Source organism: Algibacter sp. 2305UL17-15 (genome assembly GCF_040720935.1).
GTDB lineage: Bacteria > Bacteroidota > Bacteroidia > Flavobacteriales > Flavobacteriaceae > Jejuia.
Genome location: NZ_JBFDAE010000006.1, coordinates 171,714 through 189,673, shown reverse-complemented (window position 1 = coordinate 189,673; position 17,960 = coordinate 171,714). Strand labels below are relative to the sequence as shown.

Genomic DNA, 17,960 nt, shown 5'->3' with positions numbered 1-17,960 from the left:
ATTTATATAAAAGGTTCTTCAAATCTTTCAAAATGGCAGGTATAACCATTCGGGTTTCTCACCAAGTAATCTTGATGTTCTGATTCTGCTTTCCAAAACGTTGCATAAGGTTCTAAAGTGGTTACAACATGGCCGTCCCACTTCCCAGAATCGTTCACAATTTTAATGATGTCTTCGGCGTCTTTTTTTTCTTCTTCATTCTGAAAAAATATGGCCGACCTATAACTAGACCCTCTATCATTGCCCTGTCTATCGATAGTTGTAGGGTTATGGATTCTTAAAAAGTAATCCAATATTTCCCTAAACGATGTTTCGTTTGGATCGTAAGTCAGTTCGATAGCTTCGGCATGACCCGGATGATTTTTATATGTCGGATTTTCATTTTCGCCGCCTTGGTATCCAACTTCTGTATCTATAATGCCTGGACGTGTTCTAAATAAATCTTCCATTCCCCAGAAGCAGCCTCCTGCTATATATGCTTTTTTATAATTGCTCATAATTTTTTTTTCACTTTAAAATTTTATGTTTTTTTAATTATCCGATTACGAACTACAGGACAACATGGAACAGCCCACTTTATGACGTGCCCAATCGGGACGCTTAGCAAACCATTTTTGATATTCTGGTTGTTCATCATATGGTTTTTTAAGCATTTTAAATAATTCGTCTATTAATTTATAATCGCCTTTATCGGCATCATCAATGGCTAATTGTGCCATATAATTTCGTAGTACGTATTTTGGATTAACGGTGTTCATGCCCTCCTTTCTTTCTTCATCTGAAATTGTTTCTTTCTTTAATCTTTCAGCATAATTTTGAAACCAATCATTCCATCGTTTTTCAATATTTCCAACAACTTCATCTGATTTATAGAATGCATCATGAATGACGCCCAACCCTTCTGAAGCATTTTCAATTTTAAAATCACTCAGATTTCTGAAGAAAATAGTCATATCTGTTTCCGTTTGATGCAAAATATCTTCCAATTCATGAATTAGCTTTTGGTCGTTTTCATCTTCAATTTGAAAGCCTAATTTAGAGCGCATCATGTTTAGCAACTTCTTATCAAAATCAGTTTTATATTGATTTAAAATGGCTTCCAAAGGTTCAGCATCTTCAACTAAAGGATAAATAGCATTTGCTAATTGCAGTAAATTCCACAATCCAATATTGGGTTGATTGCCGTAACGGTAGCGTTTATGTTGTCTATCGGTAGTGTTTGGTGTCCAACCATATTCATAACCTTCCAACCAGCCATAAGGGCCATAATCTATGGTTAATCCTAAAATGGACATGTTATCGGTATTCATCACGCCGTGGACAAAACCAACACGTTGCCAATGGATTATCATATCCAAAGTTCGATTTGAAACTTCTTTAAAGAACTTAATATATGTTGTTTTTGAAGGCTCTCCCAAATGTGAAAAATGATGTTTAATCGTATAATCTACCAACGTTTTAAGCGTCTCATTATCTTGTCTTGCAGCAAAAATTTGATAGTTTCCGAAGCGTAAAAAAGATTCGGCTGTTCTACACACAATGGCGCCTTTCTCGTATGCGGAATTACCATCGTACATCATATCCCTTAAAACCCTATCGCCAGATAATGCTAGAGATAATGCGCGTGTTGTAGGCACTCCCAGATGATGCATCGCTTCACTACATAAATACTCTCTAATGGATGAACGTAATACCGCTAAACCGTCGGCAGTTCTTGAATAAGGTGTTTCTCCTGCACCTTTTAATTGTAATGCCCAATTTTTAGTGTCGTGCTCAACTTCAAATAAATTTATAGCACGACCATCGCCCAATTGTCCTGCCCAATTCCCGAATTGATGTCCGCCATAACACATCGCATAAGGGGTTGTGTCATTTAAAACTTTGTTTCCCGTGAATACATTTAGAAACGCTTCGCTTTTTGAATCAGCTTCTGATAATCCTAGATTTTTAAGCATTTCTGGAGATGCATGTAATAATTCTGGTTTTGCTGTTTGTTTTGGTAATACATATGAGAAACAGGCTTTTGACACTTGTCGTCTTGTGTTTTCCAAAATTGGGTCTGCTGGTAATGCTGCCGTGAATTTATCTTTTATGTTTAGTTTCATTTACGTTCTCATTTAGACCTGTCAGGTTTTAAAAACCTGACAGGTCTTTTTAAATTAGTTAATTAGCTTCTCAAGCCATTTTTTTAAATCGGTATCGGAAGGGTTTCTCAATTTCTTTTTTCCAATAGTCAAGGTTGGAAAATTAAGTTTTCTGCTTTTGTAAAGACTCCTCAATGCTTCTGCATGAGATTCATGTGATTCAACATCTAAAAATTGATATTCTAAACTCAAATCCTCTAAATATTTCATGTAATATTGCGTTTTATGGCACCTTTCAGCACCATAAAGTTTAATTTCAAGCATCATGATTTACATTGTTTTCAGCAACTCAATAGCCGCATCTGGATTCAAATGAAAATCTGAAAACACCACATTATCATGTTTATCAATAAACAAAAACCAAGGTGTTCCTCCTGTTTGGTAATTCCTCATGATGTTTGAAATAGATTTACCATCATCGCCAGCATCATGTCCAAAAGGAATCTTTAGCTCATATTGCTTTTGCGTTTCAACCATCTTTTCATACCTGTTTTCATGATGGCCTTCAAAAACAGTTTGAACTGCTAGAAAAATAACGTTCTCATTCCCTTCTAAGGCATTTACCATGTTCTTTAAATCCGGCAAGCCTTTACTATGACACCCAGGGCACCAGCTTTGAAAACAATACACCACCTTAAATTTACCTTTAAAATCTGAAAGTTTTATGGGTTCGGTTTTATTTCCGTTTGTATCAATCCAGTTATTGACTTCAAATTCTGGAGCTTTAAATACGTTTTTATGCTCAAGTTGATCTGACATATAATTGTCCCTTTCTTTAAATTTAATTTTCATTATCTCTATTTCTCTGTAAACCTACAAGGTTTTTGAAACCTTGCAGGTTAAGTATCTCTTCCTTAAAAAGGAAAGGAATTAAATCTTGCTAATTTTTTAGTTTTTTTCTAATTGCATCGATTCTGAATTAATACAATACCGCAATCCGCTAGGTTCTGGGCCATCTGGAAATACATGTCCTAAATGTGCATCACAAGTATTGCACATGACCTCAACGCGCACCATTCCGAAGGCTGTATCCCTTTCGTATTTGATGGCGTTTTCCTTAATAGGTTGCGTAAAACTAGGCCATCCTGTACCAGATTCAAACTTAATTGTTGAATCAAATAACGGCGCATCGCAACACACACAGTTGTACTTTCCTGCTTCATGAATACTGCACAAAGCACCACTATGTGGGCGTTCGGTTCCTTTAAGTCTTGTAATTCTAAACTGCTCTGGAGTTAACAGTTCTTGCCATTCGGCCTGTGATTTTTCAACTCGTTTGTCCGGAGTTGGGTTTCCTTTTACGGAAAAGTTGATGACTTCTTTCCAAGTTAGCATATGTTTTTGTCCTTTCTTTGTTAAATTAATATATGCTTTCAACAGTATTGTAAGTCGAACTTAGATTTAAAAACTTACAATCTCAATTCTATTTCGTTTTATTGAAAGCATTAATGGAATTTACGACAAAATATAACGTTATAAGCACATTATTTTAATGTTCTTAAAGTTTAGTATTTTTACTTAATAAATAGTTACACTTCTAAATATGTTGATTGAAGACACCGAAAAATTTGTAGTTAATTTTTTAAACGAAAAATTAGACACCTCTTTTACGTATCATAACCTTACACATACACAACGTGTTGTAGAAGATGCTAAAACCTTAGCTGAACTTTCCAATATTGATGAAGCCCAAAAAAACTTACTTTTAGCTGCGGCGTGGTTGCACGATACCGGTTTTACAAAAGGTGTTAAGAACCATGAAGATGAAAGTGTAATTATTGCGAAAGATTTTTTAGAATCGCAAAACTGTCCTAAAGCAGATATCAAGGTTATTTGTGATTTAATTTTAGCCACAAAAATAGATGCTGTTCCTAATAATCAATTAGAAAAAATAATTAGAGATGCCGATTGCTCTCATATTGGAAGCAAAAACTATCTGGAAATTTCTGAACTTCTTAGAAAAGAATGGGAATTACAATGTAATAAGACATTTACCGAAATAGAATGGCTAGATGAAAATATTGATTTTCTCTCAACAAAACATCGGTTCCATACCAATGAAGCGGCATTGAGTTGGGATAAACGGAAAGGGAAAAACCTTTCGGAGTTACTTAAGTTAAGAAAGAAGTTAGACGTTGACAATAAAAAACTCAAGCAAAAAAAAGAAGAATTAAGCTTTAAAAAGAATAAGGTGGAATTGCCCGAACGCGGTATTGAAACCATGTTTAGAGTGACGCTTAAAAACCATATCACTTTAAGTAATATTGCCGATACAAAGGCCAATATTTTACTATCAGTAAATGCCATTATAGTCTCTTTGGTATTATCCAACTTGGTTTCTAAATTGGATAACCCTTCAAATGATTATTTAATTTGGCCCACGGTTATATTTGTTGGATTTACCGTTGCATCTATCATACTATCTATTTTGGCTACCAGACCAAATGTGACCAGCGGAAAATTTACTAAAGAAGATGTTGCCAATAAAAAAGTAAACCTTTTATTCTTCGGAAACTTTCATAAAATGAGCTTGAAGGATTTTGAATGGGCTATGGGCGAAATGATGCAAGACCGGGATTATCTGTATTCATCTATGAAAAAAGATTTATACTTTTTAGGCTTAGTACTCGACAAAAAGTACAAAATATTAAGACTTACATATTCCGTTTTTATGATAGGGATCATAGTGAGTGTGATTGCTTTTGCAATTGCTTTTAAATATTTTGGTGGGGTAGTTTAAGCCTTAATCTCCTTCATTAAATCGTCGTAAGTATAAAAGGCTTTATCATCTTCATTTTTATGATAGAGCACACTTACCCTAATAGCTTTAAGTCCTGTTACGGCTTGTAAATCCTGAAGTTCTACTATTTCAATATCGTTGTCTAAATAATGTTTAGACTGTAAAAACTTCACATAACTTAAATATTCTACCTCGTCTTGCTTTTGAGAATACACAATACTTATTTTGCCTTTTTGAGTAATGCGTTCAGTAGTTCCTTTTATGTATGCCTTATCTACACGTTTCTTCACAATCTCATAACGTGCATTATAGGTGCCATCAACATCAAATTGTTTTTCATCCATTCTAAAGCTAATTGATAGAGGTTGGCTAAATACCAAAATCATAGATGCCACATCTAGCAAGACAGGAAAATCAGATTGCATTTGGTAATAGGCATTCTCCATTTCGCACATCACTTGCAACTGCCATAAACGCAAGTTGTATAGGTAAATTTGATTAAAGCTATCTTCTTTTGTAAGGGATTCGCCGATGTACATGTTATGTTCAACACCATCGGTTTTAAAACGCTCAAAATAATGCGGGTACATCCGTTGTGCTTCAACCTGCTTTTTATCTAATAAAGACGCCATTTCTACATTGATTTTTGCAATGGTATCGTCATAATCCTTTCGGTGTTTGTACAATACGTTTACTTTATCATCAATACTATCATAATACCTTTGGATGTCTTCTTTTAATGCATCAATTTGATAAAGATGTTTTAATAGCGGCTCTATATCTAGTTTGAAGAAACTTGAAATTTGTTGCTCACTATCTACTTGAAAATGCTCGTCAAGTCCTTTTTGATACGTGTTAATCTGATAAATAAATTGCTCATATATGGGTAACGCTTCAATATCAAAAGCTTTGTCCAAAACACTTTTTATAGCTTGTAGCTGAAGTGTTAAATCTTCTCTAGTGGCTTTATTTCTAGCTTCAGATGATCCTTTAATATCAATCTGTCCATAGAGCGGGTAGATGTTATCGAAAGCTATCTTATTGAACGACCCTTCTTTTCCTTCCATTTCATCTTTAATGAAATTTTTAGCTTCTTTAGCAAAACGCCAATGTACACTTGGGTGAATAGATGTACATTCTTTTTGAATAATGGCTTCTATTAAGTTTTCTTCATCATTCTTAGAACGCTCAACAGCCGATACAATAAAAGGCATAACGTCTGTCAACTTATTAGCATTGATACTGTTAAGCATTTGAGGGGTTGGAGACACAATTTCTATAATCCCCATTAAACCTTCATCATTAGCAATAGGCGCAAAAATGGCACTTTTTATGCCTTGTTCGTGCAAGCTTGTTATGTGTGGCGCACGTCCTTTTGCTATTTTAAACATCTTATCTACATCTGAGACCGAAAAATATTTATTTTCATTTAAAAGTCTGTTATATGACCAACTACAAAGCGCATCAGAACACTTCTCGTTTTCTCGATCTCCTAAAAGATAACTACTCATTCCTACCCCGTAAACACGTTCGAAAGTGTTTTCTTCCTCGTTATAAATTGAAAACCCGACTTTGATATCGTTAATTCCCAATAGCGATCTAAAGATTTCATGAAAGCCATCCATAAAACCTTCATCCTTCCTTTTATCCTCTCCAATTAAACTGGATTTTATGTTTGATATAGATTGGTCTTCGGTAACATCAAAAATATTCGAAATCACGAATCCTTTAAAAATATAACTGTCAGGAGGGAATTTTTCTTTCCAAAGGGCAAGGTTTTCAAAGTTATCTAAAAGTTGGTCATAATCCTCTTGCGTAATTTTTTTAGCCTTACCTGTTGGCACTATTTCACAAAAATCAGCATTGTACAGAATTTTGTAATATCTAAGAATCCCATTAGCATCTGGGATTTCATAATAAAACGGACGCTTAAAGTTCAGGTTATAGCCATAACAGAAATTTAAAATGATAGTACACGCTATAATGTACCTATCATCTTCTGGCATATTTTTAATGTTTAATTCGAATCCTTCTCCCGCTGTCTTTATGATGTTTTTAAAACGTTCAGATGAATTGAAAATCATATCGTGAAATGGTACCGAAGCCGTTTTAATCTCATTTCTAGTTAAAATAGGAGCAAAAGAATCTTGTAGAATGATACTAATTTCTTTTTCCCTGTCATTCAGCACCTGAATATCACTAAAACCTTCTCGCAACTCAGGATATGGCTCCGCAGATTTTAAAACTCGCTTTGCCTTAGTTGACAAAAATTCATCATCGCTTTTCGCTAAATTCTCATAATGCTGAAGCAGTTTATTAAAACCAACTTTAAGCACCATTGGCGATTCAATGTTGTCGTTAATATCCATGTCAAGAAAATTTTTGTATAACAAAATTACGAATTATTGCGTTAGTCGATATTATGAAGACTTACTAACGTTTAAAATGTTACAGAAAAGTGTGTTAAATTTATTCGCTTATATTTTTTTAGTGTGGGTGTCTTGTAAAAACACATCTAGTTTTCTACGAGCAAAATCATATCCGATCGTAAACCCTTTATCAATACCTTTTTTATCAAATATGCCTATTTTGTCAAGTTCTTTTGGGACGAAAAGCAGGTCGGGAATACAAAGTTTTTCCCTTGAATTGGCATGGAGCATTAAAAGATTCGTGCGTTGCGAAATTTGAAAAGAATTCTTTATTTGACCTTTGCCGATCTCTCTCATTGAGGTTGTATAGGAGCCAATAATTAATTCGCAATCATCTATCAAAGGCTCCACGGGAAAATTATTCATAATACCTCCGTCGGCATAAAAACAGCCATCTATTAATACCGGGCTAAAAACTGGCGGTAAAGCTGCTGAGGCTAGTAGCGGTTGAAACAATTCCCCTTTGTTGAAAAACCTAGATTCCCCTTTTTGCAAGTTGGTAGCCACAATGGTCAACTTCTTTTCTAAATCTTCGAAGTGGTGTGCAGAAAAATAATCTTCAAAAAATGGCAAATATTTATCTGTATCAAATAGTCCTGGTTTGTTGATGGACACAAAGTTGTACTTGAGCAATGGCGTTTCCTTAAAAAAAAGAAGCATGTCCTCAACGGATGCTCCATCTGCATACAATGCGCCAACTATAGCTCCTGCGCTTACACCGGATATCACATCAGGATAGATGTCCCGCTCTAAAAGTGCTTTTAAAACCCCGATATGGGCAATGCCTTTTACGCCACCCCCTGAAAGCACAAGACCTATGGTTTTATAAATTGTGCTACTTGTTTTTATCATGATACAGAACTAATTTAATTCTTATTTAGTGATATGTTGACTTCTAACTGTTAGTTATAAATAATTTTTTGGTTTTGTTTTTTAAGATTTACATTAAATTCCATCATCCATTTTTTCATTTTTTTTGCTTCTTCAGGATGTGTTTGTGTTGAAAAATATGTCCCGTCTTTTGTTTGAATCCATAGCGTGATCATAACCCCTGTTAAAGTGCTATTTGGTTTGAGTCTTGTATATATAGTAACCTTTTCATCATTAAGTATTGGGAATTTTACGTTTTCGGATCGTAATTCTATATTGCCTCTATGCATAGATTCTACATAGGTTTTGCCTCCTAATTCGCCAATATGGTTTTGCCATTTTTGCAACACAAAATCTTGTCCATAGCCAATAATGTTTGTGGTATAGCTGGTTGCCCAATGGCTGTATGGCAGTTTTTCTTCCACTACCTCAAAACTTAATTGAGCAAAACCAAATTTGCAAACAAAAAGCAATGTTGCTATAACTAATGCTGTTTTTTTCATGATTTGAAGAATCTTAAATTTTATATCTAGTCTTGACTTTTATTCGTCTTCGGGTTTTATGAATTCAGATCGGTATTTTTCTAAAAACTGCTTTTGTCTTTCAATCATTCGTTGTCTTATTTTGTCAATGTCTATAAAGTCTTTGCCGAAATCACTCTTAAAAAAATCGTCATTAAAAAAATGATTACTAAAAAGTGAATCTTTTGTAAAAACATCATCGAATCCTTCATTTTTGAAATGCGAAAAGTTTCTATAGAATTTTGATTCAAATGATTGTAACAAGCTATCCTTATCTAATGAAGATATACCATCCCATTTGCCATCAGAAGACCAAGAATAGATACTGTCATATCTAATTAAATTTCCGTTTTCATCAAATTCCTTTTCAACTTTCCAAGTCCCTTCGGGTTGTTCTGCAACTGTTTCTTCTTTTTTCTGACTGTTACAGCTTAAGCTGAATAAGCCTACCATTAAAAGTAAAATATATGTTTTCATTGTTCTATGTTTTTGGTTATACATCGTTAATACTGTTGGCATGATCATGTTTTGAATATGCCAGATGTTTCATTTAGTTTTATTAATCTATTTTGATGAAACACCTCTGACCGTCGCTCTCCATTTTTATACCATACACATTCCAAAAAGGTGTCATCATTTATAAAACCAAAAATCGGTTCTTTTTTTGACACATATTTTAGCACTTCCATTTTTGGTCTATTTGGGCTTCCTTTTAATTTTACCCAATCACCTGGTTTAAATTTCTTTGGCATGATTAAAATAAGTTAATAGTTGTTAAACGTAAGTGCTCATTAATTTACTGAAATAGTTTTTCGAGATGTAGCAGTATTTCTCTTGCCCACTTTAATATCCAATCGTCCATTTTTCATTTTGGCATCAATTTTTTCAGGATTTGCATTTGAAGGCAATTCAAAGGCCCTGTAAAAAGAATGACTTACAAATTCAGTTCGTATCCAGTTTTTATGGTTCTCTTCATTTTGTGTTTCAGATTTCGCACTAATAGTGAGGTAGTTGTCCTTGACTTCAATTTGTACGTCATCTTTATCTAATCCTGGCAAGGCAATAGAAAGTTCAAACGCCTTGTCTTCATCGCTAATATTGGTGGACGGGATACTTACCATCTCTTCATTTTGACGTTTAGGCAATAGTTTGCCCACAAACTGATCTATAAAAGGTGGGAATTTAATGACTTTGCCTATTTCTTTTCCAAATACTTTCATTTCTAAAAACTATTTTAAGAGTTAGACCTTTTTTTGATAAAGAAAGGGGCTGGCGTTTCAGCCCCAAATTCCTTCGTCAATAAAAAAATAAATTTTGTGATTACGAGATTTTGATGGATCTAGCCGGCTTTTGTTTAGCCTCTTCTTTTTTAGGCAAGTGAATGCTTAAAATGCCATCTTTATAACTCGCATCAATTTTAGAATCATTTACACTTTCTGGTAACGTGAAAGATCTTTTAAACGAAGCATAGCCAAACTCTCTACGCGTATAGTTGTCTTGGTTATTTTCATTTTCATCTTTCATTTCCGTAGAAATTGATAACAATTGATTGTCTAGGTCGATGTGGAAATCGGATTTTTTAAGACCTGGAACTGCCATTTCTACTATAAAAGCATCTGCGCTTTCCTTGATATTTACTTTTGGCAAAGAAATGCCGGTATTAAAGTTTGAAGTAAATACCGATGGGAGGTCGTTAGTGAACATTTCGTCAATCCATTTAGACCAAATAGGAAGGTTTAAGCCTGAATTAGTGTTTGCTAAACCTCGATTTTTAGGAACATTAACTAATGTGGTCATAATAATAAAAATTTAAATTAAACATCATTTCAAATTTGAAATCACTCAGGATTTCACAACTATTTAAGCAAATGAAATGCCAAAGTTTAAAAATGATATTTTTTAAGATGTTCTATAATAAAATGATGCTTTGGGAAGTCTTAAGCACGACATAATGACGCTTATATGCATAGAAAAGCATGACAATATGTCGTGTTTTTCGAGTGCCAATCCTATAAAATCTGACATAATTATAGTCCCATGGTTAAAAATAGTACTACTTCATAATTGGTATTTATTTTGCCATAGATTAAACAAGTTCAATACCGATAAAACCTCCATTAACAACGTTAAACCAATAAAAAATGGAATATAAAGATTATTATAAAATTCTTGGTGTTGACAAAACAGCAACACCAAAAGACATAAAAAAAGCCTACAGAAAATTAGCTGCAAAATACCATCCAGACAAGACACATGGGGATCCGGCGGCCGAAGAAAAGTTTAAAGAAATAAACGAAGCTCATGAAGTATTGAGCGATGCAGAAAAAAGAGAAAAATACGACAGATTAGGCGAAAACTGGCAAGCTTATGAGCAAACAGGAGGAGATTGGAGACAGCATGCCCAATACGGGAATTCAGGACAGGGCAGCACCTACTATTATGAGGGTGATCCTTCAGAATTTTTTGGAGGTCAAGGAGGTCAAGGCGGTTTTTCTAGTTTCTTTGATATGTTCTTTGGTGGCGGGAGTGCTTCAAGAGGTTTTCAAGGACGTTCTCAACGTAGAACAAGACCTTATTCTGGAAGTGATATTGAAGCTGAAATGTCTATAACTTTTACAGAAGCCTATCATGGTAGCAAACGCACATTTGAGCTCGATGGCAAAAAATTACGAATTACCGTAAAACCTGGTTCATATGATGGTCAAAAGTTAAAAATTAAGGGAAAAGGGCGATCAGGAGGCAATGGCGGTAAAAATGGTGATTTGTATATCATGCTCCGTGTGCAACCAGATGCGAGATTTCAACGAAAAGGGAATGACCTTTTGACCACCAAAACCATTGACCTTTACACAGCAATTTTAGGAGGTAAAGTTGAAATACCAACCATTGACGGCTATGTGAACATGACCATACCAAAAGGCACCGATAACGGAAAGACCTTACGCCTAAAAGGAAAAGGAATGCCAAAGTATAATAACCCAAAAACCTACGGCGATTTGTTAGTAACTATAAAGGTGGAAATCCCTAAAAAACTGACAGCTAAAGAGGAAGAATTATTTAGAAAATTAAAAGACATCCGTAAGGGACAAACGGTTTAAAATTTCGAAACTATGAAAGGCAATTTTAAAGATATCATAAATGATGCAAAACCTATTCTGGTAGATTTCTACGCCACATGGTGTGGTCCTTGTAAAGCACAGAGTCCGATAATTAGCGAATTGGCAAAAGAAGTTCAGGATAGCGTTCGGATTATAAAAATAGACATAGATAAAAACCCTCAAATTGCGGAACAATATCAAGTAAGAGGTGTGCCCACATTAGTTTTGTTTAAAAACGGGGCGATGGTTTGGCGCCAATCTGGAGTGCAGAGTAAACAACAATTACAAAAAATTATTGATAAGCATAAATAAGTGAAAAAATGGAAATCATAGTATATCAAAAAAAGTATGAGACAGCAAATGCTATAAAACATTTTATGGATATGTTTTATGGTAAAGAAATGACTTATCTCGCGAGCAATCTTCTCAATAAAGATTTTGATTTGGAAGACATAAATGGGGCGATAAAAAAAGCCATAGTGGCTACCGAAACGCTGCATTTAGAGGTATCGCAGCATTTCAGATCATTATACACACATCGAGAAGGTCAGTTGGTGAAAGATTGTAAGCTCTCTAAATTAGGGTTTGCATTGGTAGTCCTCAATGCCAATCCTAAAAATAAGTATGTGGCAAATTTACAATTGGCTTTGGCAGAAATTTTATTTGAAAATAATTTTGCAACACCAATTAAAGTATAACTACAGAAAATTCATTTAAACCAATATTTGAAATGTTTTTGGCTCTTGTTTTGGATACTATTAAGAGATGGCTCGTCTTGAAATCTGTATGTTGTGAGACACATAAATTAATAAAAAAGCCGATACATTTTGTATCGGCTTTTCCTTTAAAGTGCGGGCGGGGAGACTCGAACTCCCACACCGTGAGGCACTAGATCCTAAGTCTAGCGTGTCTACCAATTCCACCACGCCCGCTGGTAGTCCGATAATTATCGGGATGCAAATATAAACAACATTTTTAAATTGCAAACTTAATGCGCCTTAAAAACATTCTTTTTTATACTTTTGAAAGAAACCATATTTTCACTTCATGAATAATATTAAGAATTATATTTCAGAACACAAAGACCGATTTTTAAACGAGCTTATAGAACTCTTAAAAATCCCATCTATAAGTGCCGATTCTGCATACAAAAATGATGTTTTAAAAACAGCTGATGCCATTAAAATTAGTCTAGAAAAAGCAGGTTGCGATACCGTTGAAATTTGCAAAACCGACGGTTACCCCATAGTTTACGGCGAAAAAACAATTGATAAAAACTTGCCTACCGTTCTGGTTTACGGACATTATGATGTACAACCTCCAGACCCCGTAAATTTATGGCACTCACTACCATTTGAACCTGTAATTAAAAAGACAGAAAAACACCCAGGCGGTGCAATTTTTGCCCGTGGTGCTTGTGATGATAAAGGGCAGATGTACATGCACGTTAAGGCGATGGAATTTATGACCGCTACCAACCAATTGCCATGCAATGTAAAATTTATGATTGAAGGAGAAGAAGAGGTTGGGAGCGCAAATTTGGCAACTTTTGTAAAACACAATCAAGAGAAATTAAAGAACGATGTCATTTTAATTTCAGATACAGGCATGATTGCTAACGATGTGCCTTCAATAACCACAGGATTAAGAGGATTAAGTTATGTTGAAGTAGAAGTTACAGGGCCTAATCGCGATTTGCATTCTGGACTTTACGGTGGCGCAGTTGCTAACCCTATCAATGTATTGACCAAAATGATTGCATCGCTCCATGATGAAAACAATCATATTACCATTCCAGGGTTTTATGATAAGGTAGAAGAGTTATCAAAAGATGAACGTGCCGAAATGGCAAAAGCACCTTTCAACTTAGAAAACTACAAAAAAGCATTAAATATAGATGCAGTTTACGGAGAAGAAGGCTACTCAACCAACGAACGCAACTCCATAAGACCAACTCTAGATGTAAACGGCATTTGGGGTGGTTACACAGGCGAAGGCGCAAAAACTGTCATTGCGAGTAAAGCCTATGCCAAAATTTCCATGCGTTTGGTGCCACATCAAGATTGGGTGGAAATTACCGAATTATTCAAAAATCACTTTGAAAGTTTAGCACCAAAAGGTGTTAAAGTTAAAGTTACGCCACATCATGGAGGTCAAGGTTACGTAACGCCCATTGATAGCATTGGCTATAAAGCCGCAAGTAAAGCCTATCAAGATACGTTTGGCAAAACGCCAATACCACAACGTAGTGGTGGCAGCATCCCAATTGTCGCGCTATTTGAGCAAGAGCTAAAAAGTAAAACCATTTTAATGGGTTTTGGTCTCGATAGCGACGCCATACATTCCCCAAACGAACATTTCGGAATATGGAATTACCTAAAAGGCATTGAAACCATCCCTTATTTTTATAAGTATTTCACAGAATTATCAAAATACTGAAATTATTTTAGCGCATGTAATTTGGGTATTGCCACAAGGATCGGGATATTCGCTACAAATCCTCGGTCGTACCTCCCCGTGGGCTTTTATTCCTATTTTTTTTCATTTTATACTAATAGAATTCATGAACATAAATGTTTCACTACGATCCCTAATATGAGCTTAGGCTTTTTTTATGAAAAATTCGCATTTAAATAACGTTTTAGAACTTAGTCTTGCAACTCTTTTAATAAGTTCTGCGGGAGTTTTAGGCAAGTATATAGACATGCCAGCGGCGGTTATCATTTGGTGGCGATCGTCTATTGCGTTACTTATCCTTTATCTATTTTGTAGGTTTAAAAAAATTAATCTAACTATAAAAAACGCTAAGGACAGAAAAACGTTTTTCTTTAGTGCATTATTTTTAGGTGCACATTGGATTACCTATTTCTATTCCATAAAAATTTCAAATGTTTCAATTGGGATGCTTTCCTTATATACTTTTCCTGCAATAACGGCAATTTTAGAACCTTTATTAACCAAGGCAAAATTTAATAGGGCACACTTGCTTCTGGCTGTTTTGGTGTTTATTGGAATCTACATATTGGCCCCAGAGTTAAATCTAGAAAATTCGCATTTTAAAGGTGTGGTTTGGGGTGTGATTTCTGCCGTTTTATTTTCGCTTAGAAACATAATTTTGAAAAGAGGTTCAGCAGGCTATAACGGTATTATGGTAATGATGTATCAGCTTCTGATAGTTACCGTTTTTTTATTACCTGTGTTATATTTCTTTGACACCTCAAATATAAAAACACAATACCCGTATATTATTATGTTAGCATTAGTTGCAACTGCTATTGGACATTCGTTATTCATTAATAGCTTAAAACATTTTACAGTAAGTTCCGCAAGTATTATTTTAAGCACGCAACCAATTTTTGGTATCATTTTGGCCTATATTTTTTTAAACGAAATACCAACTTCAAACACATTTATTGGTGGCACTTTAATTATTTCTACGGTTATTATTGAGAGTGTTCGGTCTCGAAAATCTTCTTAAAAAGTACTTCTACATTTGTAGAATATGCTTTTTTGCTCTACATTTGTAGAATAAATTCTAATACTGTAGAAGATGCAACTATCAAAAACCGAAGAAGAACTAATGAATCGTTTATGGAAACTAGAAGAAGGGTTCATGAAAGATTTATTAGAAGCCTACCCAGAGCCAAAACCTGCAACCACAACAATTGCAACCTTATTAAAACGAATGACAGACAAAGGATTTATAGCTTATAATTTGTTTGGAAATTCAAGACAATATTACCCGCTTGTAAAAAAGAAAGACTATTTCTCAAAACACGTAAACGGACTCATTAAAAACTTTTTTAATGATAGTGCTTCCCAATTCGCCTCTTTTTTTACCAAAGAAACCAATCTGACAAAAAAAGAGCTGGAAGACCTTAAAAAATTAATCGACAACGAAATCAAAAACAAATAGTCATGTTAGCCATACTATTAAAATCTAGTGCTTGTTTAGCCCTTTTTATGCTGTTTTATAAATTGTGTTTAGAAAAAACTAGCGCACATACTTTTAAGCGGTTTTACTTAATTGCTATCCTTATCATTTCAATGGGCATTCCGTTTATCACTTTTACAGAATACGTGGTAGTAGAAATACAGCAACCACAATTTTCAGATGTTTCTGCACTTCAAAATAATGCAACACCTCAAAATGCTGAAATAAGTGAAACAAAAACAATAGGGGATTATTTACCAACCATTTTATGGACTATTTATGCGCTTGGAGTTATTCTATTTTCTTTCAGATTCTTTAAAAATTTATTCCAACTTTTTTCGAGAATTAGATTGAATCCGAGGCATAAAAACAAAAACTTTATCATTGTTTTATTGGAAGATTTAGTAACACCACATACATTTTTTAAGTACATTTTTCTCAATAAAACAAATTACGAACAAAACAAAATACCTCAAGAAGTATTACTACATGAGCAAACCCATGCCAAACAAAAACATGCTTTGGATATTCTATATATTGAAATACTGCAAATATTATTTTGGTTTAATCCGTTGTTATATTTCATTAAAAAAGACATCAAATTAAACCATGAGTTCTTAGCAGACCGAGCCGTTTTAAATCAAGGTATAGATGCATCAACGTACCAAAACACCCTATTGTCGTTCTCAGCTAACACATCATATTCATCATTGGCAAATGCCATAAATTATTCATCAATCAAAAAACGATTTACAATTATGAAAACACAAACATCAAGAACAGCAAATTGGCTTCGAAGTCTTGTTGTGCTTCCCTTACTTGCAATTCTAATTTATGGGTTTAGTCAAAAAATTACAGTTGAAGAAAGTCAAAATTCAAATAAAAATCAAATTATTGAAGTTACTTTAGAGGAAGGCGAAGGCGCTACTGAAGCTATGATGCAAGAATATAATGATTTCATGGAAAAATATAATGAAGATGATAGAATAGGGCATAGTCAAAGTAGTAGGCTTATGGCAATTTTTAGCCTTATGACTTATGAACAAAGAAGATTGGTCAATGCTCGTTTTAGTAAATTTTTCAAATCTTCTGAAATAAAACCAACTCCAAATCATCCAACTCAAGCAGAATTTGATAGCTGGAAAAACTCTACAGACTTGGTGTTTTTTATTGATGGAGAATATATAAGAAAAGAGGAATTAAATAATTATAATCGACAGGCTATTTATAGCTACTCTAATAGTTTCGCCATAGATAGTGATCCAAACAAAGGAACTTATGAATCAAAACGATACATGTTGAACACAGAAAAAGGACATAAAAAGAATCTTGAAGATTATCGATTAAGAACTTACCAACAATTATTATCAAAGTACAAAAATGAAATTAAAGTATTTTTAAATTCTGATAGGCCTGATAATTCAGAATTAAAAATTTTAAAATGGCAACTAGATGAGTTTTATAGAATGTTAGAGGTTGAAACTTTAGAAAAAGCAAACCTTTTAAAAGCACCAGAAATACCAAATATAAATTCTATAATTAAATCTAAAAAAAGTGATTTTCCAGAAAGAGCAATCGAATACAATACACTAGCTAAAAAGTACAACAATCAGAGTTTAAAAGAGAGAACCCATAAAATTAGAGAAATACAAAGAATGTTCGATCTCTATAAAGCTATGACAAAAGAGGAAAAAGCAAGTTCCGAAGTATTTCCTTATTTTCATCCTAAGACATTAGAACATGTAAAAAAATATGGCTTAAGAGTTTCTAAAAAAACTCAAAAACCAATACACACCTCAAATAATCATCAAATAAGTATTCTTATAAATGAGGACAGACAAATATTTGTGGATAACCAAAAAGTTGAATTCAACCATCTTTCTCAAAAAATTATTGACATTAAAAATCAATTAATGGCTACCAAATATGCCAATAAAGGAGATAATTTTCAAATTAAATATAAATTATTTGTCAAAGTTAAAATTAAAGGGCATGCTACTGAACAATATTTAGCCGATCTTAAAAGTGAAATCGAAAAATCTAAACTTATTGTTTCTTTTATTACTGCTGATTCTGTTTCTCCGATTAAAGATAAAATTAATGATACAATCCAGAAAAAAATTAATATTAGATCGAATGAAGATATAATCTATAACTATAGACAAACAACAAAAATTACTATAGACACTATAAGAACTGACACAAAACATAAAAAATTATAAAA

Annotated in this window: 20 protein-coding genes and 1 tRNA gene; 8 read left to right on the top strand and 13 right to left on the bottom strand. The window is 33.9% G+C overall.

Annotated elements, in window-relative coordinates:
• Positions 1-2: 2 nt before the first annotated feature.
• The 5 genes from msrA to msrB all read right to left on the bottom strand — a co-directional run bounded on the left by msrA (position 3) and on the right by msrB (position 3,479).
• Entirely contained in the window at positions 3-497 is a 495-nt protein-coding gene (gene msrA / locus ABXQ82_RS08580) for a peptide-methionine (S)-S-oxide reductase MsrA (protein WP_367057818.1), read from the bottom strand.
• Between the two features lie 45 nt (positions 498-542).
• Positions 543-2,105 carry a protein adenylyltransferase SelO gene (locus ABXQ82_RS08575; RefSeq protein WP_367057815.1) on the bottom strand — a complete coding sequence of 521 codons (1,563 nt, stop codon included), beginning with the start codon at positions 2,103-2,105 and terminating at the stop codon, positions 543-545.
• Between the two features lie 54 nt (positions 2,106-2,159).
• Positions 2,160-2,411 carry a glutaredoxin family protein gene (locus ABXQ82_RS08570; RefSeq protein WP_367057812.1) on the bottom strand — a complete coding sequence of 84 codons (252 nt, stop codon included), beginning with the start codon at positions 2,409-2,411 and terminating at the stop codon, positions 2,160-2,162.
• 3 nt (positions 2,412-2,414) lie between these two features.
• A complete protein-coding gene (locus ABXQ82_RS08565; protein WP_367057809.1) occupies positions 2,415-2,936 on the bottom strand; it encodes a TlpA disulfide reductase family protein in 522 nt (173 codons plus the stop codon).
• Positions 2,937-3,032: 96 nt separating this feature from the next.
• On the bottom strand, positions 3,033-3,479 hold the full coding sequence (gene msrB / locus ABXQ82_RS08560) for a peptide-methionine (R)-S-oxide reductase MsrB (protein ID WP_367057806.1): 447 nt from the start codon (positions 3,477-3,479) through the stop codon (positions 3,033-3,035).
• A 208-nt stretch (positions 3,480-3,687) separates the two neighbouring features.
• Here msrB and ABXQ82_RS08555 point away from each other — a divergent pair, with 208 nt between their 5' ends.
• On the top strand, positions 3,688-4,884 hold the full coding sequence (locus ABXQ82_RS08555; protein ID WP_367057803.1) for a Pycsar system effector family protein: 1,197 nt from the start codon (positions 3,688-3,690) through the stop codon (positions 4,882-4,884).
• On the opposite strand, the gene ABXQ82_RS08550 is transcribed toward ABXQ82_RS08555, so the two are convergent.
• The 7 genes from ABXQ82_RS08550 to ABXQ82_RS08520 form a co-directional block, all read right to left on the bottom strand.
• Entirely contained in the window at positions 4,881-7,253 is a 2,373-nt protein-coding gene (locus ABXQ82_RS08550) for a GAF domain-containing protein (RefSeq protein ID WP_367057800.1), read from the bottom strand. The genes ABXQ82_RS08555 and ABXQ82_RS08550 overlap by 4 nt on opposite strands.
• A gap of 108 nt (positions 7,254-7,361) precedes the next feature.
• On the bottom strand, positions 7,362-8,165 hold the full coding sequence (locus tag ABXQ82_RS08545) for a patatin-like phospholipase family protein (protein WP_367057797.1): 804 nt from the start codon (positions 8,163-8,165) through the stop codon (positions 7,362-7,364).
• Positions 8,166-8,215: 50 nt separating this feature from the next.
• Positions 8,216-8,686, bottom strand: a complete 471-nt coding sequence (locus ABXQ82_RS08540) for a hypothetical protein (RefSeq protein WP_367057794.1) — start codon at positions 8,684-8,686, stop codon at positions 8,216-8,218.
• 39 nt (positions 8,687-8,725) lie between these two features.
• A complete protein-coding gene (locus ABXQ82_RS08535; protein ID WP_367057791.1) occupies positions 8,726-9,181 on the bottom strand; it encodes a hypothetical protein in 456 nt (151 codons plus the stop codon).
• Between the two features lie 44 nt (positions 9,182-9,225).
• Complete coding sequence (locus ABXQ82_RS08530; RefSeq protein ID WP_367057788.1) at positions 9,226-9,456, bottom strand: hypothetical protein; 231 nt, start codon at positions 9,454-9,456, stop codon at positions 9,226-9,228.
• 39 nt (positions 9,457-9,495) lie between these two features.
• Positions 9,496-9,924, bottom strand: a complete 429-nt coding sequence (locus ABXQ82_RS08525) for an Hsp20/alpha crystallin family protein (protein WP_367057785.1) — start codon at positions 9,922-9,924, stop codon at positions 9,496-9,498.
• 100 nt (positions 9,925-10,024) lie between these two features.
• Positions 10,025-10,501 (bottom strand): Hsp20/alpha crystallin family protein, encoded by a 477-nt coding sequence (locus ABXQ82_RS08520; RefSeq protein WP_367057782.1) that lies wholly within the window; start codon positions 10,499-10,501, stop codon positions 10,025-10,027.
• A gap of 344 nt (positions 10,502-10,845) precedes the next feature.
• Here ABXQ82_RS08520 and ABXQ82_RS08515 point away from each other — a divergent pair, with 344 nt between their 5' ends.
• Genes ABXQ82_RS08515 through ABXQ82_RS08505 form a run of 3 tightly spaced genes read left to right on the top strand, consistent with a single transcriptional unit; the run spans position 10,846 to position 12,500 of the window.
• Positions 10,846-11,802: a J domain-containing protein gene (locus tag ABXQ82_RS08515; RefSeq protein ID WP_367057779.1), complete on the top strand. Its 957-nt coding sequence runs from the start codon at positions 10,846-10,848 to the stop codon at positions 11,800-11,802.
• A 12-nt stretch (positions 11,803-11,814) separates the two neighbouring features.
• Positions 11,815-12,114 carry a thioredoxin gene (gene trxA, locus ABXQ82_RS08510; protein ID WP_367057776.1) on the top strand — a complete coding sequence of 100 codons (300 nt, stop codon included), beginning with the start codon at positions 11,815-11,817 and terminating at the stop codon, positions 12,112-12,114.
• Positions 12,115-12,122: 8 nt separating this feature from the next.
• Positions 12,123-12,500, top strand: coding sequence for a hypothetical protein (locus ABXQ82_RS08505; protein ID WP_367057773.1), 378 nt, complete (start codon positions 12,123-12,125; stop codon positions 12,498-12,500).
• A 152-nt stretch (positions 12,501-12,652) separates the two neighbouring features.
• On the opposite strand, the gene ABXQ82_RS08500 is transcribed toward ABXQ82_RS08505, so the two are convergent.
• Positions 12,653-12,734: transfer RNA gene (locus ABXQ82_RS08500), tRNA-Leu, on the bottom strand.
• 115 nt (positions 12,735-12,849) lie between these two features.
• Here ABXQ82_RS08500 and ABXQ82_RS08495 point away from each other — a divergent pair.
• The 4 genes from ABXQ82_RS08495 (at position 12,850) to ABXQ82_RS08480 (ending at position 17,958) form a co-directional block, all read left to right on the top strand.
• Complete coding sequence (locus tag ABXQ82_RS08495; protein WP_367057770.1) at positions 12,850-14,241, top strand: dipeptidase; 1,392 nt, start codon at positions 12,850-12,852, stop codon at positions 14,239-14,241.
• Between the two features lie 175 nt (positions 14,242-14,416).
• Positions 14,417-15,280 (top strand): DMT family transporter, encoded by an 864-nt coding sequence (locus tag ABXQ82_RS08490; RefSeq protein WP_367057767.1) that lies wholly within the window; start codon positions 14,417-14,419, stop codon positions 15,278-15,280.
• Positions 15,281-15,352: 72 nt separating this feature from the next.
• Positions 15,353-15,718 carry a BlaI/MecI/CopY family transcriptional regulator gene (locus ABXQ82_RS08485; RefSeq protein WP_367057764.1) on the top strand — a complete coding sequence of 122 codons (366 nt, stop codon included), beginning with the start codon at positions 15,353-15,355 and terminating at the stop codon, positions 15,716-15,718.
• Positions 15,719-15,720: 2 nt separating this feature from the next.
• A complete protein-coding gene (locus ABXQ82_RS08480) occupies positions 15,721-17,958 on the top strand; it encodes a M56 family metallopeptidase (RefSeq protein WP_367057761.1) in 2,238 nt (745 codons plus the stop codon).
• The last annotated feature ends 2 nt before the right edge of the window (positions 17,959-17,960 follow it).

Excerpts from the sequence above, each read along its gene's own strand:
- msrA (WP_367057818.1), bottom strand. The coding sequence starts at position 497 with ATGAGCAATTATAAAAAAGCATATATAGCAGGAGGCTGCTTCTGGGGA.
- ABXQ82_RS08575 (WP_367057815.1), bottom strand. The coding sequence starts at position 2,105 with ATGAAACTAAACATAAAAGATAAATTCACGGCAGCATTACCAGCAGAC.
- ABXQ82_RS08570 (WP_367057812.1), bottom strand. The coding sequence starts at position 2,411 with ATGATGCTTGAAATTAAACTTTATGGTGCTGAAAGGTGCCATAAAACG.
- ABXQ82_RS08565 (WP_367057809.1), bottom strand. The coding sequence starts at position 2,936 with ATGAAAATTAAATTTAAAGAAAGGGACAATTATATGTCAGATCAACTT.
- msrB (WP_367057806.1), bottom strand. The coding sequence starts at position 3,479 with ATGCTAACTTGGAAAGAAGTCATCAACTTTTCCGTAAAAGGAAACCCA.
- ABXQ82_RS08555 (WP_367057803.1), top strand. The coding sequence starts at position 3,688 with ATGTTGATTGAAGACACCGAAAAATTTGTAGTTAATTTTTTAAACGAA.
- ABXQ82_RS08550 (WP_367057800.1), bottom strand. The coding sequence starts at position 7,253 with ATGGATATTAACGACAACATTGAATCGCCAATGGTGCTTAAAGTTGGT.
- ABXQ82_RS08545 (WP_367057797.1), bottom strand. The coding sequence starts at position 8,165 with ATGATAAAAACAAGTAGCACAATTTATAAAACCATAGGTCTTGTGCTT.
- ABXQ82_RS08540 (WP_367057794.1), bottom strand. The coding sequence starts at position 8,686 with ATGAAAAAAACAGCATTAGTTATAGCAACATTGCTTTTTGTTTGCAAA.
- ABXQ82_RS08535 (WP_367057791.1), bottom strand. The coding sequence starts at position 9,181 with ATGAAAACATATATTTTACTTTTAATGGTAGGCTTATTCAGCTTAAGC.
- ABXQ82_RS08530 (WP_367057788.1), bottom strand. The coding sequence starts at position 9,456 with ATGCCAAAGAAATTTAAACCAGGTGATTGGGTAAAATTAAAAGGAAGC.
- ABXQ82_RS08525 (WP_367057785.1), bottom strand. The coding sequence starts at position 9,924 with ATGAAAGTATTTGGAAAAGAAATAGGCAAAGTCATTAAATTCCCACCT.
- ABXQ82_RS08520 (WP_367057782.1), bottom strand. The coding sequence starts at position 10,501 with ATGACCACATTAGTTAATGTTCCTAAAAATCGAGGTTTAGCAAACACT.
- ABXQ82_RS08515 (WP_367057779.1), top strand. The coding sequence starts at position 10,846 with ATGGAATATAAAGATTATTATAAAATTCTTGGTGTTGACAAAACAGCA.
- trxA (WP_367057776.1), top strand. The coding sequence starts at position 11,815 with ATGAAAGGCAATTTTAAAGATATCATAAATGATGCAAAACCTATTCTG.
- ABXQ82_RS08505 (WP_367057773.1), top strand. The coding sequence starts at position 12,123 with ATGGAAATCATAGTATATCAAAAAAAGTATGAGACAGCAAATGCTATA.
- ABXQ82_RS08495 (WP_367057770.1), top strand. The coding sequence starts at position 12,850 with ATGAATAATATTAAGAATTATATTTCAGAACACAAAGACCGATTTTTA.
- ABXQ82_RS08490 (WP_367057767.1), top strand. The coding sequence starts at position 14,417 with ATGAAAAATTCGCATTTAAATAACGTTTTAGAACTTAGTCTTGCAACT.
- ABXQ82_RS08485 (WP_367057764.1), top strand. The coding sequence starts at position 15,353 with ATGCAACTATCAAAAACCGAAGAAGAACTAATGAATCGTTTATGGAAA.
- ABXQ82_RS08480 (WP_367057761.1), top strand. The coding sequence starts at position 15,721 with ATGTTAGCCATACTATTAAAATCTAGTGCTTGTTTAGCCCTTTTTATG.